The 26451-nt window shown below is 39.5% G+C and carries 27 protein-coding genes and 5 tRNA genes (1 of these 32 only partly in view); 27 read left to right on the forward strand and 5 right to left on the reverse strand.

The features are described from left to right. Positions 1 to 64 precede the first annotated feature (64 nt). Positions 65 to 946 (reverse strand): site-specific integrase, encoded by an 882-nt coding sequence (locus tag NH153_RS13470; RefSeq protein WP_063704696.1) that lies wholly within the window; start codon positions 944 to 946, stop codon positions 65 to 67. Beyond that, positions 939 to 1160, reverse strand: a complete 222-nt coding sequence (locus tag NH153_RS13475) for a hypothetical protein (protein ID WP_063704697.1) — start codon at positions 1158 to 1160, stop codon at positions 939 to 941. The genes NH153_RS13470 and NH153_RS13475 overlap by 8 nt, the downstream gene beginning before the upstream one ends. A gap of 629 nt (positions 1161 to 1789) precedes the next feature. On the opposite strand from NH153_RS13475, the gene NH153_RS13480 reads away from it, so the two are divergent. The 12 genes from NH153_RS13480 to NH153_RS13535 all read left to right on the forward strand — a co-directional run bounded on the left by NH153_RS13480 (position 1790) and on the right by NH153_RS13535 (position 13057). Beyond that, complete coding sequence (locus tag NH153_RS13480) at positions 1790 to 2014, forward strand: hypothetical protein (protein WP_063704699.1); 225 nt, start codon at positions 1790 to 1792, stop codon at positions 2012 to 2014. Between the two features lie 264 nt (positions 2015 to 2278). Beyond that, positions 2279 to 2515 (forward strand): helix-turn-helix domain-containing protein, encoded by a 237-nt coding sequence (locus tag NH153_RS13485; protein WP_063704702.1) that lies wholly within the window; start codon positions 2279 to 2281, stop codon positions 2513 to 2515. Between the two features lie 89 nt (positions 2516 to 2604). After that, positions 2605 to 3945, forward strand: coding sequence for a bifunctional DNA primase/polymerase (locus NH153_RS13490; RefSeq protein WP_156503644.1), 1341 nt, complete (start codon positions 2605 to 2607; stop codon positions 3943 to 3945). Positions 3946 to 4379: 434 nt separating this feature from the next. After that, on the forward strand, positions 4380 to 5321 hold the full coding sequence (locus tag NH153_RS13495; RefSeq protein ID WP_063704706.1) for a hypothetical protein: 942 nt from the start codon (positions 4380 to 4382) through the stop codon (positions 5319 to 5321). 726 nt (positions 5322 to 6047) lie between these two features. Next, positions 6048 to 7442 carry a site-specific integrase gene (locus NH153_RS13500; RefSeq protein WP_063704708.1) on the forward strand — a complete coding sequence of 465 codons (1395 nt, stop codon included), beginning with the start codon at positions 6048 to 6050 and terminating at the stop codon, positions 7440 to 7442. Continuing rightward, on the forward strand, positions 7429 to 8256 hold the full coding sequence (locus tag NH153_RS13505; RefSeq protein ID WP_063704711.1) for a hypothetical protein: 828 nt from the start codon (positions 7429 to 7431) through the stop codon (positions 8254 to 8256). The genes NH153_RS13500 and NH153_RS13505 overlap by 14 nt, the downstream gene beginning before the upstream one ends. Before the next feature lie 75 nt (positions 8257 to 8331). Beyond that, positions 8332 to 8523 carry a helix-turn-helix transcriptional regulator gene (locus NH153_RS13510; RefSeq protein ID WP_063704713.1) on the forward strand — a complete coding sequence of 64 codons (192 nt, stop codon included), beginning with the start codon at positions 8332 to 8334 and terminating at the stop codon, positions 8521 to 8523. A gap of 2 nt (positions 8524 to 8525) precedes the next feature. Continuing rightward, complete coding sequence (locus tag NH153_RS13515) at positions 8526 to 8963, forward strand: hypothetical protein (RefSeq protein ID WP_063704715.1); 438 nt, start codon at positions 8526 to 8528, stop codon at positions 8961 to 8963. Positions 8964 to 9271: 308 nt separating this feature from the next. After that, the gene (locus NH153_RS13520) at positions 9272 to 10297 is read left to right on the forward strand and encodes a hypothetical protein (protein ID WP_063704717.1); all 1026 of its coding nucleotides are present in this window, start codon (positions 9272 to 9274) and stop codon (positions 10295 to 10297) included. Then, positions 10294 to 11622: a VapE domain-containing protein gene (locus tag NH153_RS13525; protein WP_082874069.1), complete on the forward strand. Its 1329-nt coding sequence runs from the start codon at positions 10294 to 10296 to the stop codon at positions 11620 to 11622. The genes NH153_RS13520 and NH153_RS13525 overlap by 4 nt, the downstream gene beginning before the upstream one ends. 348 nt (positions 11623 to 11970) lie before the next feature. Beyond that, positions 11971 to 12252, forward strand: coding sequence for a GIY-YIG nuclease family protein (locus NH153_RS13530; protein ID WP_063704719.1), 282 nt, complete (start codon positions 11971 to 11973; stop codon positions 12250 to 12252). A 544-nt stretch (positions 12253 to 12796) separates the two neighbouring features. After that, positions 12797 to 13057: a hypothetical protein gene (locus NH153_RS13535; RefSeq protein WP_063704722.1), complete on the forward strand. Its 261-nt coding sequence runs from the start codon at positions 12797 to 12799 to the stop codon at positions 13055 to 13057. Positions 13058 to 13146: 89 nt separating this feature from the next. Here the strand turns inward: NH153_RS13535 and NH153_RS13540 are convergent, their stop codons facing one another. The 3 genes from NH153_RS13540 to NH153_RS13550 all read right to left on the reverse strand — a co-directional run bounded on the left by NH153_RS13540 (position 13147) and on the right by NH153_RS13550 (position 14597). Further along, positions 13147 to 13593, reverse strand: a complete 447-nt coding sequence (locus tag NH153_RS13540; RefSeq protein ID WP_063704724.1) for a hypothetical protein — start codon at positions 13591 to 13593, stop codon at positions 13147 to 13149. A gap of 204 nt (positions 13594 to 13797) precedes the next feature. After that, a tRNA-Pro gene (locus NH153_RS13545) sits at positions 13798 to 13874 on the reverse strand. A 105-nt stretch (positions 13875 to 13979) separates the two neighbouring features. After that, the gene (locus tag NH153_RS13550) at positions 13980 to 14597 is read right to left on the reverse strand and encodes an arylesterase (protein ID WP_054553006.1); all 618 of its coding nucleotides are present in this window, start codon (positions 14595 to 14597) and stop codon (positions 13980 to 13982) included. Here NH153_RS13550 and NH153_RS13555 point away from each other — a divergent pair, their 5' ends adjacent. The 15 genes from NH153_RS13555 to NH153_RS21765 form a co-directional block, all read left to right on the forward strand. Continuing rightward, positions 14598 to 15317 (forward strand): ABC transporter ATP-binding protein, encoded by a 720-nt coding sequence (locus tag NH153_RS13555; protein ID WP_054561283.1) that lies wholly within the window; start codon positions 14598 to 14600, stop codon positions 15315 to 15317. Further along, entirely contained in the window at positions 15307 to 17808 is a 2502-nt protein-coding gene (locus NH153_RS13560) for an ABC transporter permease (protein WP_063704726.1), read from the forward strand. The genes NH153_RS13555 and NH153_RS13560 overlap by 11 nt, the downstream gene beginning before the upstream one ends. A gap of 138 nt (positions 17809 to 17946) precedes the next feature. Beyond that, positions 17947 to 18471, forward strand: a complete 525-nt coding sequence (gene ruvC, locus NH153_RS13565; RefSeq protein WP_054561285.1) for a crossover junction endodeoxyribonuclease RuvC — start codon at positions 17947 to 17949, stop codon at positions 18469 to 18471. A gap of 1 nt (position 18472) precedes the next feature. Continuing rightward, complete coding sequence (ruvA, locus tag NH153_RS13570) at positions 18473 to 19093, forward strand: Holliday junction branch migration protein RuvA (protein ID WP_063704728.1); 621 nt, start codon at positions 18473 to 18475, stop codon at positions 19091 to 19093. Between the two features lie 7 nt (positions 19094 to 19100). Further along, positions 19101 to 20105 (forward strand): Holliday junction branch migration DNA helicase RuvB, encoded by a 1005-nt coding sequence (gene ruvB, locus NH153_RS13575; protein ID WP_063704731.1) that lies wholly within the window; start codon positions 19101 to 19103, stop codon positions 20103 to 20105. 954 nt (positions 20106 to 21059) lie between these two features. Beyond that, on the forward strand, positions 21060 to 21764 hold the full coding sequence (tolQ, locus tag NH153_RS13580) for a protein TolQ (RefSeq protein ID WP_063704733.1): 705 nt from the start codon (positions 21060 to 21062) through the stop codon (positions 21762 to 21764). Further along, complete coding sequence (tolR, locus tag NH153_RS13585) at positions 21751 to 22185, forward strand: protein TolR (RefSeq protein ID WP_054561289.1); 435 nt, start codon at positions 21751 to 21753, stop codon at positions 22183 to 22185. Before tolQ ends, tolR begins: the two co-directional genes overlap by 14 nt. Position 22186: 1 nt before the next feature. Further along, positions 22187 to 23125 (forward strand): cell envelope integrity protein TolA, encoded by a 939-nt coding sequence (gene tolA, locus NH153_RS13590; protein WP_063704736.1) that lies wholly within the window; start codon positions 22187 to 22189, stop codon positions 23123 to 23125. Positions 23126 to 23134: 9 nt separating this feature from the next. Next, on the forward strand, positions 23135 to 24493 hold the full coding sequence (gene tolB / locus NH153_RS13595; RefSeq protein WP_063704738.1) for a Tol-Pal system beta propeller repeat protein TolB: 1359 nt from the start codon (positions 23135 to 23137) through the stop codon (positions 24491 to 24493). A gap of 34 nt (positions 24494 to 24527) precedes the next feature. Next, positions 24528 to 25070: a peptidoglycan-associated lipoprotein Pal gene (gene pal, locus NH153_RS13600; RefSeq protein ID WP_063704740.1), complete on the forward strand. Its 543-nt coding sequence runs from the start codon at positions 24528 to 24530 to the stop codon at positions 25068 to 25070. A gap of 12 nt (positions 25071 to 25082) precedes the next feature. Then, on the forward strand, positions 25083 to 25844 hold the full coding sequence (gene ybgF, locus NH153_RS13605; RefSeq protein ID WP_063704742.1) for a tol-pal system protein YbgF: 762 nt from the start codon (positions 25083 to 25085) through the stop codon (positions 25842 to 25844). A gap of 168 nt (positions 25845 to 26012) precedes the next feature. Continuing rightward, a tRNA-Lys gene (locus tag NH153_RS13610) sits at positions 26013 to 26088 on the forward strand. A 62-nt stretch (positions 26089 to 26150) separates the two neighbouring features. Next, a tRNA-Lys gene (locus tag NH153_RS13615) sits at positions 26151 to 26226 on the forward strand. A gap of 56 nt (positions 26227 to 26282) precedes the next feature. Further along, positions 26283 to 26358, forward strand: a tRNA-Lys gene (locus tag NH153_RS13620). A gap of 49 nt (positions 26359 to 26407) precedes the next feature. Continuing rightward, a tRNA-OTHER gene (locus tag NH153_RS21765) sits at positions 26408 to 26451 on the forward strand; it runs 94 nt beyond the window's last position.

A 26451-nucleotide genomic window follows, 5' to 3' on the forward strand; every position in this document is an offset into this window, starting at 1 on the left:
ATTGTACATACCAGCTCAGACTCTAGCAACATTTAATTAAATAGTAGCAATTAGTTATGAACATTCACTGAAGGTATACCTTAGTTATCTCTTTTCTAAAATGCCCCATTTCCTGTGAAACGGTCTCCAAGGCCGTTTCGTATTTTAACCCTAAGCATTTCAGTTCAACCATTCTTTCTTGGGCATAGCTGTGCCTGAGGCCGTGTGCGCCTGTGGAAAACAGCAAAGTGCGGTTGGAGGCTTTTGAAAATGAGTCCGACCACTTTTTACCGCCAGCAATATTATAACGCTGAGAATAGTTAATTTCTCTGTCTACTACTGTGATTGGTTGAGCTAAACGTTGTTGCTCGAGCTGATAGGCTAGGATATTGGGAATAAGTACATGTCGAACCAAGCCTCCTTTACCAACTACTGTGTAAAGTTCACCATTTCGGCCCTGCCATTTTGAGTCTAGAGCAGGGCGCTTATCTGGAGTTCGTTCATTAGCTTTGGCAAGTGTTAGTAGCTCATGAGCTCGAAGTCCGGCCGCATAGGCGATTTGTGTTGCGAGTTGATTTCTTTCCGTTTGTCTATGTGAAATAGCTTTGGCTTGTTCTGTGGTGTAAGCACGAGAGCGCTTTATCTCATCTAAACATGACTTTACTCGGTAGAGTGTTTCTTTCGGTTGTAATTTACCGTTTAATTGCATCATTGCTTGAATAGCTTGGCGTTCCATATCCAGGGCTTTTTGACCAACGATCTCAGCTCTGTAATCAAGATACATACGTGCTTGCTGAATAGTCATAGCCTGAATACCATTAATGCCGATATCTTTAGACCAGTTGGCAACCGTTTTTATCGACTGCATATAGTTCCTGGCAGTGCCCAAAGACTTTATGCGCTGTGCTTTGGTTAGTCCTTTAATAACATTTTTTGCTTGAGTTTCAGCTTTGGCGAATTTAGGCATTTTTATCGACCCACCTTTTAACAGTCGTCCATTCTACATTGACACCTCTCATTGCAAGCCAACGTTGTAATTCAGCTTTGCTTGCACCAGCTTCGTAGAGTTTGCAAAGGTGAGTGCGGTATTTGTCCAGTTTGGATGATTTGTGACGTTTACGGGCACGTAGTTTAGTATGCGCTTTTAACAAAGCGACTTCAGTATTTGCATTAAAAGTCATGGCATTCTCCTAGGTTGTAAGATTAACTGGCAACTTGGTTGCTCAGCGACACTGAAGCCTATTCGCCCCTGTTTTTCGCACATGCAAAAGGCTCGGACCGATCTCGCCTTAATTTATTTCCTCTTTACGTGAAAGCGGCAGCAGAAAGCGCCGGTATAACGCCTTAAATGTGGCGTGAGACATGACTATTAAATTGAAAAGAGTGAGGGTCCTCACTACGTGTTGTCGGCAGCTGAACAGCGCCGTTTTTTGTAAATGCCCATTGGGCTATTTCAATATTAGGTTAGCGTTAAAGTTGCCTATGTGCAATCTGCAAATAAAAATCTGCGTGTAAGCCGCGAAAAACCAAGCTCCCCGCTATGAAGCGAGCGATTTATCGCTTCGACATAGCGGGGGGCGTAGCCCCTTTTAAAAGAGGAGGATATTGCTCATGATGCCTCAATAAAAAGGGGTTGGTTTTATGAATATAGGCTTATGGCATATACTCTGTGCGGCTAATTTTGAAAGCTCTGGAGGTTAATATGGGCGCATTGATCGCTAGTAATATAATGATCATAAGCTTGGTTATATTTTTCGCAGTCTTATTTTATAAAAACAGACGAGTCTTAGTTAAAGGGAAGAGGAAATAAATGAATCATCATAGCTCTATGCGTAGTGAATCAGAAACGGTTGCTAGCAAAATTAGGCATGTTTCAAATAGCAGACTAAGAAAGCTTGCAAGAGAGTTAACAGAATCTCCTGTAGAGAAATACATTGCATTGGCGTTCTTAGAAAAATTGATATGGGAGCATAAAGATAAAAATATTAAGTTAGCTGCATTAGAGCATTGGGTTAAATTGATTGGAGAGAAATAGTAAGTTAATGCTTAAGTGTGGGAGCTCTATGAGGTAAAGCAACTCTTTAAATACAGCTCTTGATAGTTCACGTTTCATCACTTATATTCATACATGCGCACATTTGCTGCGTTCCTGCGAAGGGAGTCACTTCGGTGACTGAAAACAGGCGCCTTTATGGCTGCCTTCAATACGTAAAGAGGAAAGACATGGCTGCATATGCAGCGTCGTGCATACGTGCATGAACAATGCCCTTCGCTCCATTAAACGTATTGGAGGACTGTCATGTCATCATCTCAAACTATCTCAGTTAAAGACTTAGCTGAGCTACTACAATTATCACCTCGCACAATCCACAACCGAATTAGTGCTCAATTTAAAGCAATAGAAGCTGGTGAAAATCCAGAAAGCTATCAAATACAGCGTTTAGCGCCACCTTCAATAAAGTTAGGCAAATCTCGTTTGTTCATTCGGGAAACGGTTGAGCAATGGCTAGCTCGTTTTGAAGGGGTGAAGATGTAGGGAAGGCGAAAGGGGCAGCTTGACCGGCGATACCCCAACCGCATTTTGCATCTTCAAATTATATGCTTGCCTTAAAAGAAAGGCCACCTTTGTCGTGGCCAGAGTACGCTATTGCCTCGCCAAAGGACTTTTACGATTTAATAGATTTTCATTCACCAAAATATGTAAGAGCGCTTTTTAGTAACAATCACGAATCAGGTTGTAAGATTTTTTTACTGGGAAATCGTAGATCGAAAAGCGTCACAGATTTAAAAACATTCAAGCGAAAAACAACCCGGTATGTTCAGGGTGTATTGAATTGTAAAAGTGAAGCAGTAAATATTTACTATAGTCCAAATGAGTTTTATGAATGGCCTAGAGTATCAAATTTAGCCCTTTTAAGAGCTAATTGGATAGATATAGATATCAAAAAGGTTATCTATGGGAAAAAAGTTAGAGAGGTTGAGAAAGTCTTAATTGGTGAGGTCATGCAAATTTTCAAAAGAGAGAAAATACCGCCGTTTACAGGTTACGTTTTCTCTGGTTCTGGAGGGCTACATTTATACTGGGTTTACGAACCAGTAGATGCCTCTCTAACGAATAAGGAGCTGTGGAAGAGCATAGCCCAAATTTATATTGATAGTTTAAAAGGTATAAGTTCCCAATGGAAAGTTGATTCTACAGCATCAAAAAGACTTAATGGAAACCTTCGGATACCAGGCTCTGTTCATGGAACGACAGGTTTGCAAGCAAGGTTTTTAGCTGGTGGCCCCAAATACGAATTCGAAGAGTTAATAAATTATCTAAACTTGGGGTCACTAAGAGATAAATTAAAAATAAAAGAAGAAACGACAGTTGTTAGGCTGCCATATAAACCCACAAGCAGCAAACCTCGTCAAAAAATTCAAAGGCGATATGGTCACAACATCAAGGATTGGTGGTTTAAGTGTATTAACACAGTTCAAATTCATTTTAGAAAGTTAGGTAAAGTACCTAAAGGCAAACGAGATAAAACTGCTTTCATTCTATTTGTTGCTTTTCAGCACTTGAATAAAGAGACAGCTTTTGAAAAGCTGATAAAAATTAATGATGAGCTGATTGGCTTCTCACTCGAAGAGTTAGAAGGTTTAACAAAAACCGCCAAAATAACAATTTATAACTATAGAAAAGAAACTTTAGCTGAGTACTTAGAAGAGTTGCTTGGTTACTGTCCAGAGTATTTATGTACGAAACCTAAAATTAAGCTATCAAAAGATGAAATAAGACAAAGGCAAAGTGAAGCTGCTAAATGTACGGCTGATAAAAAACGAAATAACTCTCATGAGATTGTAGCGAAAGCCATTAAACAGCTAACAAAAGAAACAGGCAAAAAGCCTACTCAGAGGCAAGTTGCGGAAAGGGTAGGGTTAGGGTTACGAACTGTAAAGAGGTATTGGCTTTGCCAAGGGTGAATATCAGCATTTCCAATTCAACGAAAAATGTAATTTATTTAAGGAAGTTTTAACTCGGTTTGCCAGAAGAGATTAATAGAATTTAATCAAACTTGAAGTGGCGAAATTTCATGAGCCGAACTTGATGCGTAACTCATTTTGCCCCAAAAACGTGCTTATGCGAATGCCTCAAAAAAGCGAACAACGGACATTAGGAAATTATTTTTCAGCAATGATTTTATGTCCAGTTGCTATGAATTTCTCCTATATTCAGGAAAACGACCTATTTGGTCGTTTTTATCCTTTTCATAATTTCTATAATGATTAAAAGTATATCTGTAGCAACAAGTTAGTAAGTACCATAGATCTGGTATAATGATCAAAATAACTCGTGGCTCGGTAGAAAAACGATCCACTGGGTCGGTATTAAATTGTTAGCATTCAGGAAAGGGACTGTGGAAGAATTCAAGAAAGAAAAACAACGGTTGTATAAAATCGAGTCAGAAATAGAAAAGTTAAAATTTAACTGTTTATTTGAAGGGTGCACCGGTGAAGCACAAAAATCTCATTCACAACAAAAACAGGGTTCTCTATTAGCTATTTCTAATAAAAATAAAGAGGTTTATGCCTTAGATTCAAATATAGCTAGGTCATATGACGTAAAAACAGGGAATCTCTCAGTTCAGTTTAGGAAAAAAAGAATCGCCAGCGCATCTACTTTCCCGGGCTTTTGTGTTAAACATGAAGCGATTTTTTCTGTTTTCGAAAAAAATGGTTTAGAGCCCTTTAATGATGAACACGCGTGTTATTTATCATATCGAACAATTGGTTACGAATTGGCTAGACAGAGAGAGTCTAAAATTAGGCATGAAAAGTTGCAGTTTGGTAAACTCCGCCATGATTACCTTGCTTATAGTATAGAAAAGGAGCTAACTCCTTTAATGAAGAGTTTAATGTCTGTAATAGAAAAACAGAGTTATGATGAAATAGAGACGATATGGCATGTGGTTCCTCGAAATCTGGGAGTATCTTGTTCTAGTTGTATCTCGTTATATGATGGGATTGCTGAAGATTTCTATATGCAATCAAATAATGGCGAGTTACCCACATTTACCTTTGATGTTATACCGTCAAAATTAGAAACCATTATCGTAATAACATGGCTAAAGAAGTTTGATTATTATTCTAAATGGTTGAAGGATGCGAAAGATAACCTTTCTGACTTTGAAAGACTGATAAATAGATTTATTTTCTTTGACTCAGAAGATATTTGTATTGATCCAGCCTTATTCAAAGGAAGCAAAAAAATTCAAGATGTAGTCGAGCAGGTTTCTCATGTGATTGATCGAAGACTTATACATGAAATGAAAGTTCCGATACTGATCAAGGTGCAGTAGATTGCTAACAAACTGTTTAAGAGTGATTCGCCACGCGTGGCATTTTTACTAAGCATTGCGTTTGGTATTTAAAGTGGTATGCGTTGGCTTCGGTCTTGCGTTGCTCACACCTTAACAGGGCGTTACCATAGTCTGCTTCTGGCACACAGCTTTCCTTCACCTCTAACTCATTTATATCCAAAAATGTGTTAGAGCCGTTGTCTGCACCTCGTTTAAACCTACCTGTTAGCAGAAACCCTAACCTAACAGCTAAAAGCATAAGGTCATATTTGAGCTGCCACGATTCATTACCCGACTATTACAAATTTTTTATCTGAAAAGCTTTTATGAAATTCTATAGTGAGGAAGGTTAACAAAGGTGCCATTAGCTGTCTTCCTATATATCCCCCCCAATCTACACTTAATCTAACCTAAAAATGAGAAAATAAATTTAGTTAAGTATGGTGCGATAAATGTGCGATATAAATAAAAGAATACAGAGTAAAGGTGCGATAAAGTAAATAGATAAGTTAAGTAACTTATTGAGTAGGGTGAAGAAAAATGGTCGGCATAGCAGGATTTGAACCTGCGACCCCTGACACCCCATGACAGTTTTAATGGTTGTTTTGATTAATGTTTTTATATTAAGTTTTTGTTTTTATATAATTTGTTGTTTCTTGTGGTATCTGTTAATTTCTGAAAATTAGGTTATACTGGCTACAGATTGGCTACACGCTCGGTTTTAACATGGCAGATTTAACCTCTATTACACAAGCTAAATTAACAGCATTTAAAAAAGAAGCGACACCACGACAGCAGTTAGGGTGCGATAAAATTTCTGGCTTCTTTTATTTAAAACTTGCCCAAGGCGGAGCTTGGCGTTTGCGTTATACTGATCTATTGGGTAAGCGCAGAACCGCGACTATTGCCGATACCAATATTAAACCAAACCAAGCAGCAGCAGAGGCAATTTCATGGAAAGCCAAACTAAGAGAGGGGATTGATCCACTTTCTTACAAAGAAGAACTAGCCCAAATACAACGAGAAGAAGAACAACAAAAAGCCGCCAATGTATATTTAAAGGTAGGTGAGTTTTTCGAATCCATTTACACCCCCCACAAAATAGATAATTACAGATATGGCGCGGGTACGTTAAAAGGCATAAAGCATAACTTCTCGCATCTATTTGATCGCGATATGGACAAGATTAATAGCGCTGATATTTTACACTGGTACAACAAGCGCAGAAGTAAAGGCATTATGCGTTCAACGCTCATAAGAGATTTTGGCGCATTTAAAGCCATGCTTAATTATGCTGCCCAGCCATTAAGAGGGGTGAGTGAGCCAATTCTAAAAGTTAATCCTATTAAAAACTTTACGCTGCCAGCGCTCACAATTAAAGAGCAAGACGATCTAGAAGAACACAACGAAAAGCTAAGCCACCAGCGCGATATATTCAGCGATAAGGTTAAACAACAAATAAGTGAGGGCTTAGCGCTTTACGCAGATAGCTTAAAAATGAAAAGGCGCTCAAGCATAGCCCACGGTAAAAGCCACTTAATAAATTTAGATAACCACACTTATCCGCACTGGTTTATTCCCTTTTGCCATATTGCGCGTTTAACGGGTATGCGCCCAGCCGACATTTATAATTTGAAATGGGAAAACTTACTATTTAACCAATTTAATAATCAAACCACACTTATCTTTACACCTAGTAAAACTAAAAAAGCAGAAAATAGCCGAAAGGTTAAATTCCCTGTAACGGGTGAATTAAAGTTCGTGTTTGACAACTGGGCAGCACAACAAGAACAGGCTAAAAGCGGTTTAATATTTAAATCAGAACGCACTGGTAAAAGTTTAGAGCGTAAAGCTCACTTGCGACACTGGAAACAAATTAAAGCGCTTGCTGGTATTACCGAAAACTTAGACTTTTACTCATTTAGGCATAACTTTATATCATCGCTGGTGGCGCGTGGTGTGCCTGTACTTACAATCGCAGGTTTAGTAGGTCATAAAGATGGTTCAATGATTGCTGCTAACTATTTGAGACATGATGAGTCATATCTTGATTTAGTTTTAAAGTTTATGGATTTAGATAATAAAGAAGAAACTATGGGAATAAGTAATGTTCAAAATTGACAGAATGATGCTTTCTAACTCGGTAGATAAATTTGACCAACTAATAGGTTTACCTTCAGTGGATCATGTAATTCCTGAAATAGATAAAGCAACTTTGATAGCCGCTGAGTATATTTCGATTATCTCTTACCCTGAATTGGAACAAATCAAAGATAGAAAAGATTTCTATGATGCTATTTTGCAAGCCATACTAAGGGAGAAAAAGCTAAATTATTTAATTAATTTACATTTTGAAAACCCAAAAAAATGGCCAAGGATCGATAGTTGCCTTAACAAAGGTAAAAAAAGGTTTGTGAGGGCTCTATTTTTTTGGCAAGCATATACTCACTTTATTGGAAATGAAAAGTCAAATAAAGAAATAACATATAGTTGGAATAATTACTTGGTCAGGTCATTAGCTTTTTATCAAAATTATGATGACGGTTATGCTTTCGATAATTTTAGTAATAATTTTAATGAGATTTATAAGGAGAAGCTAAACAGTCCTTCTTTCGCTCAGGAGGACTTAAAATATTTGTTGAGGCCATTGAGAAAAGACTGGCAAAAGTATAAAAAATCTCTTCATTTGTGCTATGGAATTATTAAAGTATTTGAAGAAATGGGAGTTTACACAATACCAGTTATTAATGAATTAACTGGTAATCCAAGTTGGGTAAGCCAAGCCGTCAAGCGAAGCCAATATAAGCTAGCTAAATACTTAAACTCTGAAATCGAGCAAAGAAAAAAAACAAAAATAGAATTATCCCCAACTAAAATGCCTTTTATTGATCTAGTTGATGATCCAATATTCATTCAAAAGGGTGAAATTGTGTAGGTACACTTTTGATCCCCCTGCTTTCAAATAATGCTTAATACAATGAAGCCTCGATTAACTACTTGAGGTTTCACTATGAAACAAACATTCCCAGAAGAACATCTTCGCTTAGCTGATGCTGCAAAGTACCTTGGTATCAGTAAAGTAACACTCTACCGCCTCGGTGAGAGCAAAGAAAAATTTCCTAAAAAAATACATATAACCAGCCGCTGCTGTGTCTATAGAAAATCCGACCTTGATGCTTGGTTAGCAAGTAAGGAGGTTTGATTATGACAAACGATAACCTTTCAGTTAAGCATGCTATTCAATTAAAGCCTTGCTGTATAAATATCGCAAACTGTTTAGAACTTGGCTTATCTACCCCTAAAAAGTACGAAAAGCAAATTAACTATGTTTTACGACTACTGCTTACAGGGTATTCAATTAACACGCGAATGGCACGTTACATAGGCATTTATAACTTACACAGTATTTTAAGCAAACTTAAAAAGCGGGGTGTGCCATTTACTATAGACCATGTAAAAGCGTATTGCCCACTCGTTCAAGAGGTGATAAGTAATCCCGTTGATAAGGCTTATATGAGTTTTGAACAAGTTAGTTTATATAAAGAAAAAGCCAATACAGCGCAAACTGTATTGGCTTCTAATTCAAATACTGGTGGGGATAGTTTGGCGACTAACCACCAGCCAAAAAAGGGGGCAAAATAATGAACCCTTTTGTAAGATGCAAAAAAATGATGCTTGCGATTGATAAGCTACTTAATTCAGAAGTGAGTGTAAAGCTTAATGATATTTTATCTGCAATATTATGCATAATTTTTCAATTAGTAGCTTTAATTATCACCTTGATTAATTCGGGGGCTTTATGATTACGCAAAAAAAAGCCCTCACTAAAGGGCTAGTTATAGAGGCATGTTTCGCTCTCTATTATATCAATAAATTTAAAACTTTGCTGAGTATGAGCGCTAGTACGAACACGCCACTTACAAATGTTATTTTTAATAGAGGGCTTAAACATGCTTAATTTTTTACACGGTAAAAGCCACAATGTAACCGCTGATTTTACGTATATAAATTGGCATGAGCTTAAGCTAAAAATTGAAAACCCGATAAACTTGGGCGCGTTAACAGTAAAAGAAGCAAAGGCTAAAAGTCCCGTTATAGCTGCCACCGATGCGCCCAACAAAACCAAAGAGACCATATTACAGCATGATAACTTTACGCTAATACGGTTAGATTTAGACGATACAAAACTAGATTTAGAATCCATAGCCGACACCCTCGAAGGTATGGCTATACACTCTTACATAATCCATTCAACAGCAAGCCACCAGCAAGGCGATAAAGGCAACCGCTATAGGATTTACATACAACTAGCCGCTTCTATTACTTATGAGGTTTGGGCGCTGGTGGAGAGTTATTTAAGCTATATATTTATGGCTGATGATTGTGCCAAACGTCCACAGCAAATTATGTATTTACCTGTTAGGTTAAAAGGAGATACCTACGAGTATAAAATAGGTGAGGGCAGTGCGTTTGATGTGTGTTCTTCTCAACTATTACAAGAAGCACGTGCATTTTTAGTAGAGCAACAGCAGCAAATAGAACAGGCTAGTCAAATACCTATAAAGCTACCGTATAAAACAGAGCTGTTAGGTAAACAGGTATCTATTATAGATGCTGTTAACAGTGCGTATTCTTGGCATGAACTGCTTTTGAGTTATGGCTATAAAGCACAAGGTAAAGCGTATTTACCGCCAGAATCCACCAGCAAGCAAGCGGGCGCTCATATATTAACAAGCCATACCGATGGTAAGGAGCGATATTATTCACATCACGAAAGCGACCCCTGCGCCACAGGTTTGTGCATAGATAAATTTGATTTTATGGTCATGCGCTCTTATCAGGGGGACTATAAACGCGCCTTAAAACAAATTGCTGAAACGTACTTTCCTGATTTGCATAAGCACAACTTAAAAGAGTACAAAATACATAAGCAAAACCAGCGAAGCCAAACGCTATTTATGGGGGCTAAGCTATGAGTATAAACGTACCAGCACCACACAAAAATTACGAAATAGAGCTGCCTCAAAATACGGTTTTAGATAGACCACGCTTTACTGATTTAAAGGAGGACAGCAAAGGTAACGTAAGGGTATTAAACACGAACCAAAATTTAGCTGACTTAGGTAACTTTTGCGGTTTAGGGTTTAGGCTCAATATGATGACGTTTAATAATGAAGTTTGTGATATGTTTGGCGACTTAATTGCTGATTCTTTCGACAGTATTAATAGTAAGCTTATTTCTGCTGCAAATATTTATGGTTTACCTGAAAAGGCAATAGGTACACATTTAGTCGCGTTATGTGAGGAAACAAAATACCACCCAGTAAAGTTATACCTTGATGGTGAAAAATGGGATGGTAAAGAGCGCGTGAGTGCCGTTATTAGCTGTTTAAATGCTAAACATGAAGCACTAGCCGATACTATATTAAAGCACTGGCTGGTGGGCTGTGTGGCTTCTCTTTATGAGGATAATTTTAATAGTAAGCTTGTGCCTGTATTACAGGGTAATCAATCTTTTAGAAAAACCGCGTTTGTTTCTCGGTTTGCTGAAATAATCCCACATGCTTTTTTAGAAGGGGCAGCATTAAACCCCGATGATAAGGACAGTGTTTTATCGTGTATTCGTTCGTTTATCGTTGAGCTAGGCGAACTTGAACGCACCAGTAAAAACTCACAAGGTAGTTTAAAAGCGTTTATTACTAATAAGGTTGATACTGTACGCCCGCCTTATGCAAGGCTAGACATTAAAAAGCCACGGCAAACACATTTTATTGCCACGGTTAACGGTAGCGAGTTTTTAAAAGATGAAACAGGCTCAAGCCGCTTTGCTGTTATTGAAATGGAACAAGCCGCTAACATGGATAAGCTAAACAAGTTACTAGGGTGGCACTATGACGGTACAGGATCGCTTAAACGTGTAGATGAGTCGCAATTAATTCAATTTTGGCTTGAGGTTCAACAACTATATTTAGATGGTTATGGCTGGATGCTTAAAGATGAAGATTTACAGCAAATAGCCAAGGTTAACGACAGCTATCAAGATAAAGGCTTTGCATATAGTTACCTATACGATAATTACATAGCGCCAGCCAGCAAGATAGATTCTATTAATGAAATAGACAGGCCACAGTGCATAAATGGGTGGTTCTCTGCTGGTGAGTTAATTTATGAAGATAAAAAGTTAAACTCATATACAAGCGGTGTTGTTGGTAAAGCATTAAAGCAGTTGAGCCGCGAGGGGCATTTACAAGCCAAAAAAGCAGGGGGGAATCAAACGCGATATAAATTAAGTAGTTTATAGCCGCTTCTTTTACATTACCTGTTAGGTTAGTTAAGAAAAGTTAAGCACTTAAAATTTACCTACCTATCCTGAAGCCCTTTGTTTATAAGGGCTTTTCTTATTTGTGTTAGGTAGTTAAGTAACTTTCTATAAATAATTTAAATAGCTGATTAAATATAGGGTGGTTTATCAAGGCAATAAGGACTACCGTGTATAGAAAAGGCTAAAATAGGAAAGTTGGCGTTTTAACTTAACACCTAACTTAAAATTATCTTAGTCTTTAAAATTCAATTGGTTAGTGGTTGTTAGGTATCAAGAACTAAGCTAACAATTTCTTAGTATTTACATAACAAGGAGCATGGGTAGCACATGGCTACAAAAGTTATTTATAAAATCACTTATCCGAATGGTAAAATTTATATAGGAAAAGATCTTACTAATACGTTCACTTATTTTGGAAGCGTTAATTCTGATTTGGTGGCAGCAGACTTTTCAGCTGAGCAACGTAAGAGCCTTACCATCACAAAAGATATTATTTTTGAATCAACTGATACAAAAGAAATTAATAAACGAGAGGTGGAATTAATTAGGGAGTATCAGTCAAATAACCCCGAGATCGGTTACAATATGTGGCCTAAATTTTCACCATAGTCTTGCTTAAAAACTGTATAGTTTATTAATAACAATTTAAAGGGTTCTGATTCCCGCTAATCCGAACTCTTTATTCATGAATTTAAGGCTAGGCAAGGATATATCAATTTCATTGTTGTTTAGAACAGCTAGGTTAGTATCGTCGAAGCTTTCTATAAACGCATCGCACTCTTTCATACCATGATTTTTATAAATCCCAGACTGACTATATAGAGTTGTTAAATTACATAAAAATTGACCTTTATGCCAAATGGCAGCAATTGCGTTATGACCGTACTTTTTTAGAGCATATTCTAAATCTGAGGTATCATATGTGTTCCCAGATTTATTATTTATAAGTTCATTGCCTTTTAAACTCCAGTCAGGCTTTGTGTTTGATGGAGTTGATTTATCGCTTTTAGAAAAAACATATCTTTCCTTAGAAAATTTAAATATTTATTAATGACTTGAATTTTGAGGTGAAATTTACTCAGACATGCTTTGATGCTGCCAAGTAAACATTAGCGCATAAAAGGGTATAATATGACTTAATAAAGGGGGATTTATGAAACATTCATATCGAATTGAAAACGATAAACTAATTTTTAAAACGCTGGTGGAGTTGCTAAATCAATCCAGCAGATACAAAAACCCTAGTTACCATGCGTTAGTTAACCACCTTAATAATAAGGGGATTTTGACAAATTGGGGAAATACTTGGACTCGTAAAAGCCTATTTAGATATCTACAAAGAAACGGCTTTTCTGGTGTGTGGGGCTTACGAAACAGCTTAGAGCAATATACAAAGCTAGCTAAGTTTATTTAGGGTATTTTCAGACATCGTAAAAAGGGAGTTTCGCAACCAGTACGTTATAAAGCACTACGCTTACATATGTGTAACGGCATTCACTTTGATCATTCGATCGAGTTGTTGTATAGCATTGTGACGCGTTTTAAAATTGAACCTACAATACTGCAAGCTATCCAAGATATCAGTACAGCGATAATTCCAGCAGGGTTAATCATGAATTCCCAAGATGTTGAGGTTGTCGTAAAATAAGTGCCCATCGTCTTGGTTTGTTGATGAAGGTTGACTCCAAAAAGCGCTAAAAAGTGAATGATGTGAAGTAATACCATGCGAGAGCTAGACTCACTCAATTTTACTTTTTCACTATTTATTTGTACTTTTTTTGGGTTATTGTCGTTATTCTTGTGACTGGCGGGTTTTGTTGTTAGGTGCTTATTCAAAGCTTCCTGTGAATTATCGGCCTCATATGTTCCATAAACAATCCTATTACCAGCCTTACTCGATTCAATAGCTATTGTTTCGCCAACATTGTTTTGAACAATTACGAATTTCATTAAAATCATCCCTAATTACTGTATATGTATTTAGCTTCAGCCTAGAAGATAACATAACTAATTTATGTTGGAACTGCAAACTAATAGATACTTGCTATTTTTGATGTATCTAAGGGGAAGTCTTTAGTGGCTACAGATTGGCTACACATAGAGATTTTGCAGAAAATAACCTATAAAGAAAGGGGGCTAAGTTATTGAATTAAATGGTCGGCATAGCAGGATTTGAACCTGCGACCCCTGACACCCCATGACAGTGCGCTACCAAGCTGCGCTATATGCCGACGTTGCAAGCCATAGTACGGCTTTTTTTATAAAAATCAATATCCCCGCAGTTTGATTGCTTGTTTATTGTTCAGGTAATCCACATTAAATCAATGGGCTAGAGGTTAATCTAGCCAATCATTGATCGTTTTGTACATAAAGTCGCGTATTAATGGTTGAGCATCGGCATTAGGGTGCAGGTTATCGTTTTGCATAAGTTCTGGACGGCCTGCAATGCTAAGCATGAAAAAGGGCATGAGCTCAGAATCTGTTTCATCGGCAATGGTTTTAAAGCTATCGGTGAAAAGTTTGGTATAACGGGGGCCATAGTTTGGTGGAATTTGTACTTCCATTACGGCGGTTTTCGCCCCAATTTTTTGGCTTTTTGCAATTAAATCACGTAAGTTAGCTTGCAGGCGTTTAATAGGGAAACCTCGTAAACCATCGTTTCCGCCAAGCTCAATGAGTACATGAGTGGGTTCAAATTCGCTCAGTAACGCGTCGAGCCGTCTTAGGGCACCGCCTGTGGTTTCACCGCTAATACTGGCGTTTACTAGGTATACAGATTGGTCTTTTTCATCGTACTTATCTTGTAACAATTTAACCCAGCCTTGCTCTTGTTTAAGTCCGTAAGCGGCGCTTAAACTGTCACCTAGAATTAAAATTGTGTTGTCAGCTGCTGCCGTAAGTGGTTTGATTACTAACAGTAAAACGAATATAAAACGTAGGATTGGATGCATCATATGTCAGCGCTTTCTCAATTAAACATCATTCAAGTTAAAGGACTTTCTAAAACGGTCACCACGGTTGAGGGCGACCTGACCATCCTCAGTGACATCAGCTTTAATGTCAAGTCGGGCGACTCAGTTGCCGTGGTGGGCACCTCTGGTTCGGGTAAGTCTACTTTATTAAGTTTATTGGCGGGCCTTGACCAATCAACTGGCGGCAGTATCCATTTAGACGGAGCCGCATTACATGAATTAGATGAAGAAGCACGCGCAGCACTTCGCGCTGAAAAAGTAGGTTTTGTATTTCAGTCTTTCATGCTTGTACAAAGCTTAACAGCCCTTGAAAACGTAATGCTTCCGGCAGAACTTGCGGGTAGCAAAGACGCTAAACAACAAGCACTTGAGTTACTTGAAAAGGTAGGCTTGAGTCATCGCGTGGGTCATTACCCATCGCAATTATCTGGCGGTGAGCAGCAACGTGTAGCAATTGCGCGTGCATTTATTGGCACACCGAAAATCTTATTTGCCGATGAACCATCAGCAAACCTAGATAGCAAAAACGGTAAGTTAATTGAGTCTCTATTATTTGAACTAAATAAAGAGCACGGCACGACACTTATTTTAGTAACCCATGATGAGCAGCTTGCACAAAAGTGTCAGCAAATTTTACACATTGAAGCAGGGCAGTTAGTTACTGTAAAAGAAAGCGAAGGAGTGCAAGCGAATGTGGGCTAAATTAGCACTAAAACTGTTTTCACGTGAGTTTAAGCGTGGCGAATTAACAGTGATCAGTGCAGCAATAGCCTTAGCTGTTCTCACTGTTTTAACTCTGTCCATGGTTACCGACCGTATTGGCCAAAGTATTGAAGAAAAAAGCAGTGCTTTTATTGCTGCTGATCGCGTTTTAGCAAGTAACCATGTTTTACCTGCCGAGTTTTTAGAAAAAGCCAACCAAGATAACTTACGCACCGCAAAAATAACCTACTTCGACACCATGTTATTTGCAGGTGACGAAATGCAGCTTGGTTCGGTTAAAGCGGTATCAAACACCTATCCGTTAAAAGGTGAGTTAAAAGTAAAAACTAGCCTGACTGGCCAAGCAGAAGTAACAACCGAGATCCCAAGCCGTGGTGAAGTATGGTTAAGTGAATCGGTGTTTTATGCGCTGAATATTAACGTGGGCGATAAAGTAGAGCTTGGCGCAGCTACGTTTACGGCTAGTCATGTTGTAGCTGAAGAGCCAGATGCGCCGTTTAATGTGTTTTCAAGCAGCCAGCGGATCTTAATCAATGAAGCAGACATTGCTGTTACAGAGGTAATTCAGCCGGGGAGTCGGGTATTTTACCGTCAACTTTATGCTGGCGACAAAGACAATTTAGATGCCTTTTATGCGTGGTTAAAACCACAAATGAAAGAAAACCAAAATTGGTATGGTGTTAAAGACCGCCAGTCACCAATTTCTAATAGTTTAAATCGCGCTGAGAGTTACTTATTGCTAGCAGGTTTGCTTGGCATTATTTTAGCTGCTGTTGCTATCGCGGTATCGGCAAAACGGTATTGTGAACGTCAGTACGACCCAGTTGCGATGATGAAAACGCTTGGCGGAAGTCGCGCTATGATCCGTAAAATCTATTTACTGCACTTAAGCCTTGTATGTTCAATGTCGGTGATTGTGGGTTTACTGATTGGTTATGGTTTACAAGCGATTGCCACTGATTATTTAGCACAAACCATGGGTTCAGCACTGCCTAGTGCATCGGCAAAACCTTGGATCATTGCAATTAGCACAGGCGTGATTTGTGCGGTAATGTTTTCGATTAAACCGCTACTCGATTTATTCGATATTCCGCCGCTGCGTGTACTTCGCCGTAACTTAGGTGACCGTTTATTAGTAAGTAAAGTGCACTTGGCTATGTCGGCACTTACTGTGTTTTTATTGATGTGGTTATTTAGTAATAACATCAAAATAAGTGCAATTTTGTTCCTTTCGACGGCATTTTTAATTGCTGTGTTATTTGGTCTATCAAAGGTTATTTTTGGTGGTGGCCGCAAACTTGGCTTGAGTCCGGGCAATAGTTGGTCATTGGCGATTGCGTCAATTCAAAAGCGTGCCAATGTGAATGCGGTACAATTAATTAGCTTTGCTTTGGCTATCAAGCTATTACTGTTTTTAATTGTACTTAAGAACGACATGATTTCGGACTGGCAGTCTCAGCTTCCTGAAAATGCACCTAATTCATTTTTAGTGAACATTACTGAGCAAGAGTTAGAGCCTATTACGAGCTTCTTAGCACAAAACGATATGCCCACGTCTGATTTCTATCCGGTTGTGCGTGGTCGCGTAAATGCCGTTAATGGTGAGTTGGTTGCCCGCGAAGTATCGCAAGAAGACAACGAAAAGAAAGACGAAGAAGCCCGCTCTGGTATTGGCCGTGAGTTAAACCTAACTTGGCGTAAAGACTTACCTAATCAAAACGAGCTTATCGACGGTGCATGGTTTAGTGAAAACTCTGTTGCCGAGGCATCGGTCGAAGAGTCGATGCTTGAACGCCTTGATGTTAAAATTGGCGATACGCTTACCTTCTTAATTGGTGCACAATCATTCGATGCAAAAATTACCAGTGTGCGCAAGGTTAATTGGACAACGCTTAAACCTAACTTCTTTATTATTTTAAGCCCTGATGTGCTAGCGAGTTTTCCTGCTACTTATATTTCATCAGTGAATGTAAAAGCAGAGAAAAAACGAGAGTTTAATGAGCTAATGCGTCAATACCCCACGGTTAACGTGATAGATGTTGAGAGTTTCATTAAACAAATTCGCTCAACCATAGAGCAAGTATCGTTAGCGATTGGCTTTGTACTCGCGATTGTGGTTGCCTGTGGCGCTTTAGTGCTTATTTCGCAAGTGCAAGCAAGTTTAGGCGAGCGAATGCAAGAGATTGTTATTTTGCGAACCTTAGGTGCCAAAGGGCGCTTAATTAAAAATGCCACCTTATATGAGTTTTTATTATTAGGCGTTACCGCAGGCTTAGTGGCTGCCATTGTCAGTGATATTGCCCTGTTGATAGTGCAAAAACAGATGTTCGATTTAGCAGGTAAGTTCCACCCTCATATTTGGGTGATTGGCCCAGCAGTCGGTGGCTTATTCGTGGCATGTTTGGGCTATTTGATGATAGCCCGCACAATGCGAAAAAATACCCAAGGCTTATTACGCTCGCTCGCGTAAATGTCTTACTTAAAGGTTGACTATAAAATGCTCGCAATTGCGGGCATTTTTTATGAATTGCAATTGGTTACTGGTAATTTATACAGTGCTCTGGCATTATTAACCGCAGATAATAATGATAATAGACGGGTCAGTTAGTTGGCGATTATTTTAGGGATTGATCCTGGTTCACGATTAACAGGGTACGGCGTGATTGCTCACCAAGGTGCTAAGTTCACTTATTTAGGCAGTGGCTGCATTAAACTGGCCGATCATGATTTTCCTGTACGCTTAAAAATGATTTACCAAGGGATCAGTCAATTGGTAGAGCAATTCTCCCCAGACAGTTTTGCTATCGAAAAAGTGTTTATGGCGCATAACCCCGACTCGGCACTTAAACTAGGCCAAGCACGTGGTGCAGCGATTGTTGGTGCTTCAATGGCAGAGCTGCCAGTTTATGAATATTCAGCTAGGCAAATTAAGCAGGCCGTTGTAGGTAATGGCGGAGCCGATAAGTCCCAAGTACAGCATATGGTTAAAAACATTTTAAAGCTGCCTGGTACCCCTCAAGCCGATGCCGCAGATGCTTTAGCAATCGCTATTTGTCATGCACACTCAGAACAAAATTTAATAAAACTTGCGGGCAGTGCGAGCAAAACCGTAAGAGGACGATTAAGGAAGTAATATGATTGGTCGATTAAATGGCTTACTTGTTGAAAAGCAGCCACCAGAAATTCTTATCGAAGTAAGTGGTGTAGGCTACGAAGTACAAATGCCCATGACTTGCTTTTATGATTTACCAGCAGTGGGTGAGCAAGCGATTATTTATACCCATTTTGTGGTACGTGAAGATGCCCAGCTATTATTTGGCTTTAACAACAAAACCGAGCGCACTTTATTTAGAGAGCTTTTAAAAGCCAATGGTGTAGGGCCAAAACTTGGTCTTGCTATTTTATCGGGTATGTCGGCGCAGCAATTTGTAAGTTGTGTTAATAATGAAGATGCGACCACACTGGTTAAACTGCCGGGTGTTGGTAAAAAAACGGCTGAGCGTTTAGTACTCGAAATGAAAGACAGGCTTAAAAATTGGGGTAATGACTTATTTACGCCATTTAGCGATAATGCCGTAATTGAGCCATCAAGTAATGATACCCTTGTGGCAAACAATGCTGCCGATGATGCTGTATCGGCACTTGTGGCATTAGGCTATAAGCTACCGCAAGCACAAAAAGCGGTTAAAACAGTGAACAAACCAGATATGACGACCGAGGTTCTAATTAAAGAAGCTCTAAAATCAATGTTGTGAGTAAACCATGATTGAAGCAGATCGCTTAATAGATGCGAGTGAACAAAGTAACGAAGACAGTGTTGATCGTGCCATACGACCAAAACTGTTAACCGATTACACAGGCCAGCCGCATGTTAAGCAGCAAATGGAAATTTTTATTGAGGCAGCTCGCCATCGTGGCGAAGCGCTGGATCACTTATTAATATTTGGTCCACCGGGTCTTGGTAAAACTACACTTGCAAACATTGTAGCCAACGAGCTTAACGTTAATATTAAAACGACGTCGGGGCCAGTACTGGAAAAAGCAGGCGATTTAGCCGCGCTTTTAACGAATCTTGAAGAAGGTGACGTACTGTTTATTGATGAAATACATCGTTTGAGCCCGCAAGTCGAAGAGATTTTGTATCCTGCGATGGAAGATTATCAGCTGGATATAATGATAGGTGAAGGCCCTGCAGCACGCTCAATAAAGCTCGATTTACCACCATTTACTCTAATAGGCGCGACAACGCGTGCAGGATCACTCACTTCACCTCTTAGAGACCGCTTTGGTATTGTTCAACGATTAGAGTTTTATTCTGTTGAAGACTTATCAAAAATTGTTGCCCGTTCAGCACGCTTTTTAGAATTAACGATGTGCGATGAAGGGGCAACCGAAATCGCTAAGCGCTCACGTGGTACGCCGCGAATAGCGAACCGTTTATTACGCCGCGTTCGTGATTACACCCAAGTGAAATCAGACGGTAAAGTGAATGCTACAGTTGCAGAGCAAGCCCTCGATATGATTGATGTCGATAAAAGCGGTTTTGACTACATGGATAGAAAATACCTGCTTGCTATCATCGAAAAATTTATGGGCGGCCCCGTTGGCCTTGATAACCTCGCGGCTGCGATTGGCGAAGAAAAAGAAACCATTGAAGATGTAATAGAGCCGTTTTTAATACAACAAGGCTTTATACAACGCACCCCACGTGGACGACTTGTTTCAGACATCGCTTATTTACACTTTGGGCTAACGCCAGAGAAATAACTAAAAACCCCGCGGTTAGTTAGAAGCTTTAAGCTATAAGTATCAAGCAGCTCGAAAGGGCTGTTTTTTATCGAGATAAATTGCTTGTATCCAACGGGTATGTAGATTTTTACCGCTTACCGCTTACCGCTTACCGCTTACCGCTTACCGCTTACCGCTTACCACTGGATTGTTGTCTCATTTTAACATCTGTAATTCACATGCTGTTAAGTTATCGGTAGGTATTCTCGTTGACGTTTGAATAGGCAAAAAAAAGCCCGCATAAGAATGCGGGCAAACAACAAGTTGAAGGAAGTAATCCAGGGAACTACGGTCTACTTAAATAAGGTTTTATCCAGATTTAAGCAAACCTGAGCAATACGAAACTTCATATTGCTAAAAACGGAGCTTAATGAAAGAAACTTTCATGAGGTTGCTAGCTCGGTATAGGTAAATAATACGCAATGGTGGATTTTTCTTCAAACTAGAAAAATTTTATTTTCAGATAAAAAAAACTAATGTGAGCAAAAAATCAAATTGTTTTCTTTTTGTTCACTTTTTGTCTGTTTATGTTTTAAATCACTGAATAAAAGGCTTTTTATAAATTTTGTGATCTTTATTCAGGATTAGTTTAAGTATTATGTAGTAGATTTGCAAAAGTGCTTTTGGGTGTTTATGCGTTATTTATGAATAAACGCCGTGTTTTTGAGTGTTTTGGTTGCTTTTTAGTGTCACTGTAATGACTTATTATTAAGGTGAAAATATGCATAAAAGTGTTGATAAAAGCTAATATGGCTAAAAAATAACTAAGCAAATTGCTTTTTACCGTTATTTGCCGCTAATTCACAGCAAGAGCGTTGTCAGTTCATAACTGACTAGATACACTAGATGTAACTTTTGGCCACCTTTGTGGTCAATAAATGCAAGTGTAAAAAATATAACAAATTACATAGAAATCTATTTTAGGAGTTTAACGTGGGATCAGGGCTTAACTTTTTAGATCTTATTCTAGAAGCCAGTGTACTTGTCCAGCTAGTAATGTTGGCATTAGTCGGTATGTCGGTAATGTCATGGGCAATTATTTTTCAACGTAAAAAAGCGATTTCTGATGCACTTAATGGCGCAAAGCGTTTTGAGCAAAAATTTTGGTCAGGTATTGACCTAAGTAAATTATATAACGAAGTATCAGCTCGTCCTGGTGGTGCATCAGGTGTTGAAGCATTATTCGTTGCTGGTTTTAAAGAGTTTGCACGTCATAAGAAAAATACATTTCAAAGTGCAAGCATTGTTATGGAAGGCACACACCGTTCAATGCGTGTTGCGTTATCACGTGAAGTTGAAAAGCTTGAGTCTAGTTTATCGTTTTTAGCAACAGTGGGTTCAATTAGCCCTTATATCGGTCTGTTTGGTACGGTTTGGGGTATCATGAACGCATTTATCGCATTAGGTGAAGTTAAACAAGCTACTTTACAAATGGTTGCACCGGGTATTGCCGAAGCATTGATTGCAACAGCAATGGGTTTATTTGCTGCAATCCCTGCGGTAATTGCTTACAACCGTTTTGCTAACAAAGTAGAAAAGCTTGAAGGTAATTACATTAACTTCATGGAAGAGTTCGCCAATATTTTACACCGCCAAGCAGCTGCGCAAATAGAGGCTAAAGCGAATGTATCAGCGTAAGAAACGTCGCCCTGTAGGGGAGATAAACGTAGTACCTTACATTGATGTAATGTTGGTACTGCTAATCATATTTATGGCAACGGCACCGCTTATTACTCATGGCGTAAAAGTAGATTTGCCGAAAATGGAAGAATCGGATTTAGTTGATACTAAAGATACACCACCGATCATTGCATCAATTGATGCTGAGGGTAAGTACTATGTAAGTATTGGTACTGATCCTGAAGCGCCAATGGAAGCCTTGGATGTTGCGGCGGTGATTAAACTTCAATTGCAAAAGAATCCCGATACACCTGTGATGATCAAAGGTTCAGGCCGTGTTTCTTATCAAGAAGTGCTGCTGCTTATGGACTTTTTGAAAAATGCCGGTGTGCCTTCAGTGGGTCTTATGACCGAATCATTTGAGGGGACGAAAGGCTAGTATGGGTGCATCAGTAGTAAAGTCAGTTCTTTTGCATCTTGCTATAGCTGGTTTATTAGTAGCAACAGCGAGTTTTCACATGCCAGCACCTAAGGTGATGGAAGTGACGCTGAATCCTGCTTTGCCGGAACCTGAAAAAGCGGTTGCTGCGGTAACTGTTGATCAGCAAAAGGTTGAGCAGAAAATTGCCGAGCTTAAAAAGCAAGAAGAAGCAAAAAAACAAGCCGAAGCAAAACGTATTCGTGACCTTGAGCGCCGTGCAAACGATGCACGTAAGCAACGTGAAGCTGAAGACCGTCGTCTTAAAAAGCTAGAACAGCAGCGCCGCGCAAAAGAGAAAGAAAAAGCAGAAGCAGAAGCACAAGCGAAAAAAGCACGTGAAATTCAAGAGAAAGAACGTGCTAAAGCGCAGCAAGCAGAAAAGCAAAAGCAAGAAGCCGAAGCCGCTGCTAAAGAGGCCGCTGAAAAACGTAAAGCTGAAGAAGAAGCGTTAAAGAAAGCGGAAGAAGAACGCAAGCGTAAAGCGGCGGAAGCAGAAGCTGAACGTAAACGCAAAGAAGAAGAAGCCGAACGTAAACGTCAGCAAGCATTGCAAGAGCAAATGCTGCAAGAACAATTAGCTGCTGAGCAGGCTGCACGTAATAAAGTGCGCCAGCAACAAGTAGTGGGCGAAGTTGAAAAATATAAAGCGTTAATTATGGCGCGCATTCAGCAAAACTTCTTAAAAGATGAGAAGATGAAAGGCAAAGAATGTCGTCTTAATATTCGTCTTGGTTTCAATGGCTTAGTGACTCAAGTAAAATCACTGGGCGGCGATACCTTGGTATGTGAAGCGGCAATGCGCGCAGTGCGTATGGCAGATACATTACCAGTATCACCAGACCGTGAAGTATTTGAGCAACTTAAAAACATTAATTTAACTATAGCGCCTCAATTTTAAAGGAATGATATGTTTAACCAGATAAAAACAGCATGTTTTATTGTATTACTGGGCTTTCATGGCATTGCCAGTGCTGCACTAGAAATTGTGATCACCGATGGTATTGATGGTGCACGCCCAATAGCGGTTGTGCCATTTCAATATCAAGGTGTGGGAACGATCCCTGAAAAACTAAGTTCAGTAATTGCAGCTGACTTAATGCGCAGTGGTAAGTTTAAGCCAATTGATGTGAACACGATGCCGCAACTTCCTGCTGCTGACACTGACGTTGATTACGGTGCGTGGGTAAATAAAGGTGTTGAAGCAATCCTTGTTGGTAAAGTTGAACAACAATCGGGTGGTCGTTACTTAGTAAAGTATGAGCTCATCGATGTGATCCGTGGCCAAATTACCGGTGGCCAAACTCAAATGATGAGCAATGGCCAACTTGTTAAAAGCCAAGACCATATCTTAGATGCTCGTGAAAGTGTTATTGCAGAAAATGGCTTTCGCCGTTACGCGCACCGCATTAGCGATGTGGTTTATGAAGCATTAACAGGTGAAAAAGGTGCGTTTTTAACAAAGATTGCTTATGTGATTGTACGTGAAGAAGAGCCAAAGCCTTATCAACTAGTTGTTGCTGACTATGATGGTTTTAATGAGCAAGTGTTACTTCGTTCTAAAGAACCGTTAATGTCACCAGCCTGGTCACCTGATGGTACTAAGCTTGCTTATGTAACATTTGAAAATCGTCAAAGCCAAATTTACATCCAAGACTTATACACGGGTAAACGTGAGCTAATCACAAGCCATCCGGGTATTAATGGTGCACCACAGTTTTCACCAGACGGTAAAAAGTTACTTTTAGTGCTTTCTAAAGACCGCAATGGTGCAACAGAAGTGTATGTTTTAGACCTTGCAACTCGCAAAGAAAGACGTCTTACAAACCACCGTAGTATAGATACTGAACCATCGTGGTTCCCTAATGGTGAAGATATTGTGTTTACGTCTGAAAGGGGTGGTAATGCTCAGATTTATAAGTTAAATTTGCAAACTGGCAGGTCAAAACGCATGACGTTTGACGGAGATATGAACCTTGCAGGTTCGATTTCTCCAGACGGGAAAGAATTAGTGATGGTGAATCGTACCAACGGTCAATACCATCTTGCTAAGAAAGAGCTAGCTACAGGCGCGTTCCAAGTGTTAACACGAACTCGCCTAGATGAATCACCGAGTATCGCTCCAAACGGCTCGATGATTATCTACAGCACGCTTCATAATAATAAACAGGTGTTGGCGTTAGTTTCTATGGACGGTCGCTTTAAAGCACGCTTACCTGTGCTAAACGGACAAGTAAAGGCACCAGCTTGGTCGCCTTATTTACAGTAATTTTACTGGTTTACTCAATATAGGAATCAATTAAATGCAACTTAATAAAACTTTAAAAGGCCTGCTTATTGCTGTGCCAGTGATGACATTAGCGGCGTGTAGCTCTTCTTCAGGTGTTGATGAAGGTTCTGCAAACCAATCTAACCAAGGTATGGTTGAGCAATCAAACAACACTGATACTGTTGAAGTTGCAACACTTACTCCAGAGCAACAAGCTGAAGAAGCACTTCGTGAAAAATACGAAGCGTTACGTCAAGAGCAAATCATTTACTTTGGTTTTGATAACGCAAAAATCCAAAGCCAATATGCTGAGCTTTTACAAGCACACGCTGAGTTCTTAGTACAAAACCCTTCAGTTAAAGTACTAATCGAAGGTCACGCAGATGAGCGCGGTACACCTGAGTACAACATCGCACTAGGTGAGCACCGTGGTCAAGCAGTAGAAAAATACCTACAAAGTTTAGGTGTTTCTGCTAGCCAAATGTCAGTTGTGAGCTATGGTGAAGAGAAGCCAATGGTTAAGTCTCGCACTGAAGAAGCGTTCGCGAAGAACCGTCGCGCAGTATTAGTTTACTAATAAAGAGTCATTATGAAGCCGAAAATTATTTTGGCAGCAATGATCTTAAGCGGGAGCACCCAGTTATGGGCTGCTCCCGCTCCTGTTTCAGAAGCTGCAAGCTCGCAATCGAGCATTGAGAAGCGTTTAGTCGCTTTAGAAAACATGATGAAGTCACGTAATTTATTGCAAGCTGAGCTTCAGCAGCAGCTTAATATTTTACAAGACGAAGTAAGCCAAGTACGTGGTATTACTGAAGAGCAAAGCTATAAGCTTGAAAAAGTACTTCAGCGTCAGCGTGAGCTTTATCAAGAGATTGAGAACCGTGTCAGCCAAGCGTATAGCCAGCCTGCTGCAACACAAACTCAACCTACGAACACTTATACGGATGTGGGTCCATCACAGGCAATTAGTTCAGATTTATCTGAAAACGAAGCCTATGAGCGTGCAGTGGCGTTAATCATGAAAGATAAACGTTATGAGCAAGCAATTCCTGAGTTTCAAACATTCTTAACGACTTACCCTAATTCAGTGTATGCATCGAATGCACATTATTGGTTAGGCCAGCTATTAACAATTCAAAACGATCCAGCAGGTGCGACTGAGCACTTTAAAGTAGTTGTGAATGAATACCCAAATTCTAACAAGCGCCCTGATGCGATGTTAAAATTAGGAAACTTATTAGCGGATCAAGGTTTAGGCGAACAAGCCCTTAAAACCTTTAATGATTTAATAAATCAGTACCCAAGTACAACCGCTGCAAAATTAGCCACAGAACGTTTGTCTCAAATGTAGATTTGACCTGATTAGACTGCTTTTTGACTTAAGCGGTCTAAAATTAGGCATCTAGACATAAAAACTTAAAAAAAGAGATATTTTCTGTTGCACTCAGCATTTAAATAAGTATTATAAGCGCCCGCAGCAGGCGATTGGTAACAACAGCCGAATTGCGGAAAAAAGAGCGGGTCATTAGCTCAGTTGGTAGAGCAGTGGACTTTTAATCCATTGGTCGATGGTTCAAGTCCATCATGACCCACCATTCTATTAGAATGGTAATCTTTAATCGGCGGATTTACGTATAGCTTTTATAAGCATCAGAGCGGGTCATTAGCTCAGTTGGTAGAGCAGTGGACTTTTAATCCATTGGTCGATGGTTCAAGTCCATCATGACCCACCATTCTTTGAATGGTTCTATATCGGCGGATTTACGTAGCTTTTAATAAGCAGCAGAGCGGGTCATTAGCTCAGTTGGTAGAGCAGTGGACTTTTAATCCATTGGTCGATGGTTCAAGTCCATCATGACCCACCATTCTTCGAATGGTCTTATATCGGCGGATTAACGCAATTAATACCAGAGCGGGTCATTAGCTCAGTTGGTAGAGCAGTGGACTTTTAATCCATT

This window comes from Pseudoalteromonas gelatinilytica (genome assembly GCF_001641615.1).
In the GTDB taxonomy this organism is placed as follows: domain Bacteria; phylum Pseudomonadota; class Gammaproteobacteria; order Enterobacterales; family Alteromonadaceae; genus Pseudoalteromonas; species Pseudoalteromonas gelatinilytica.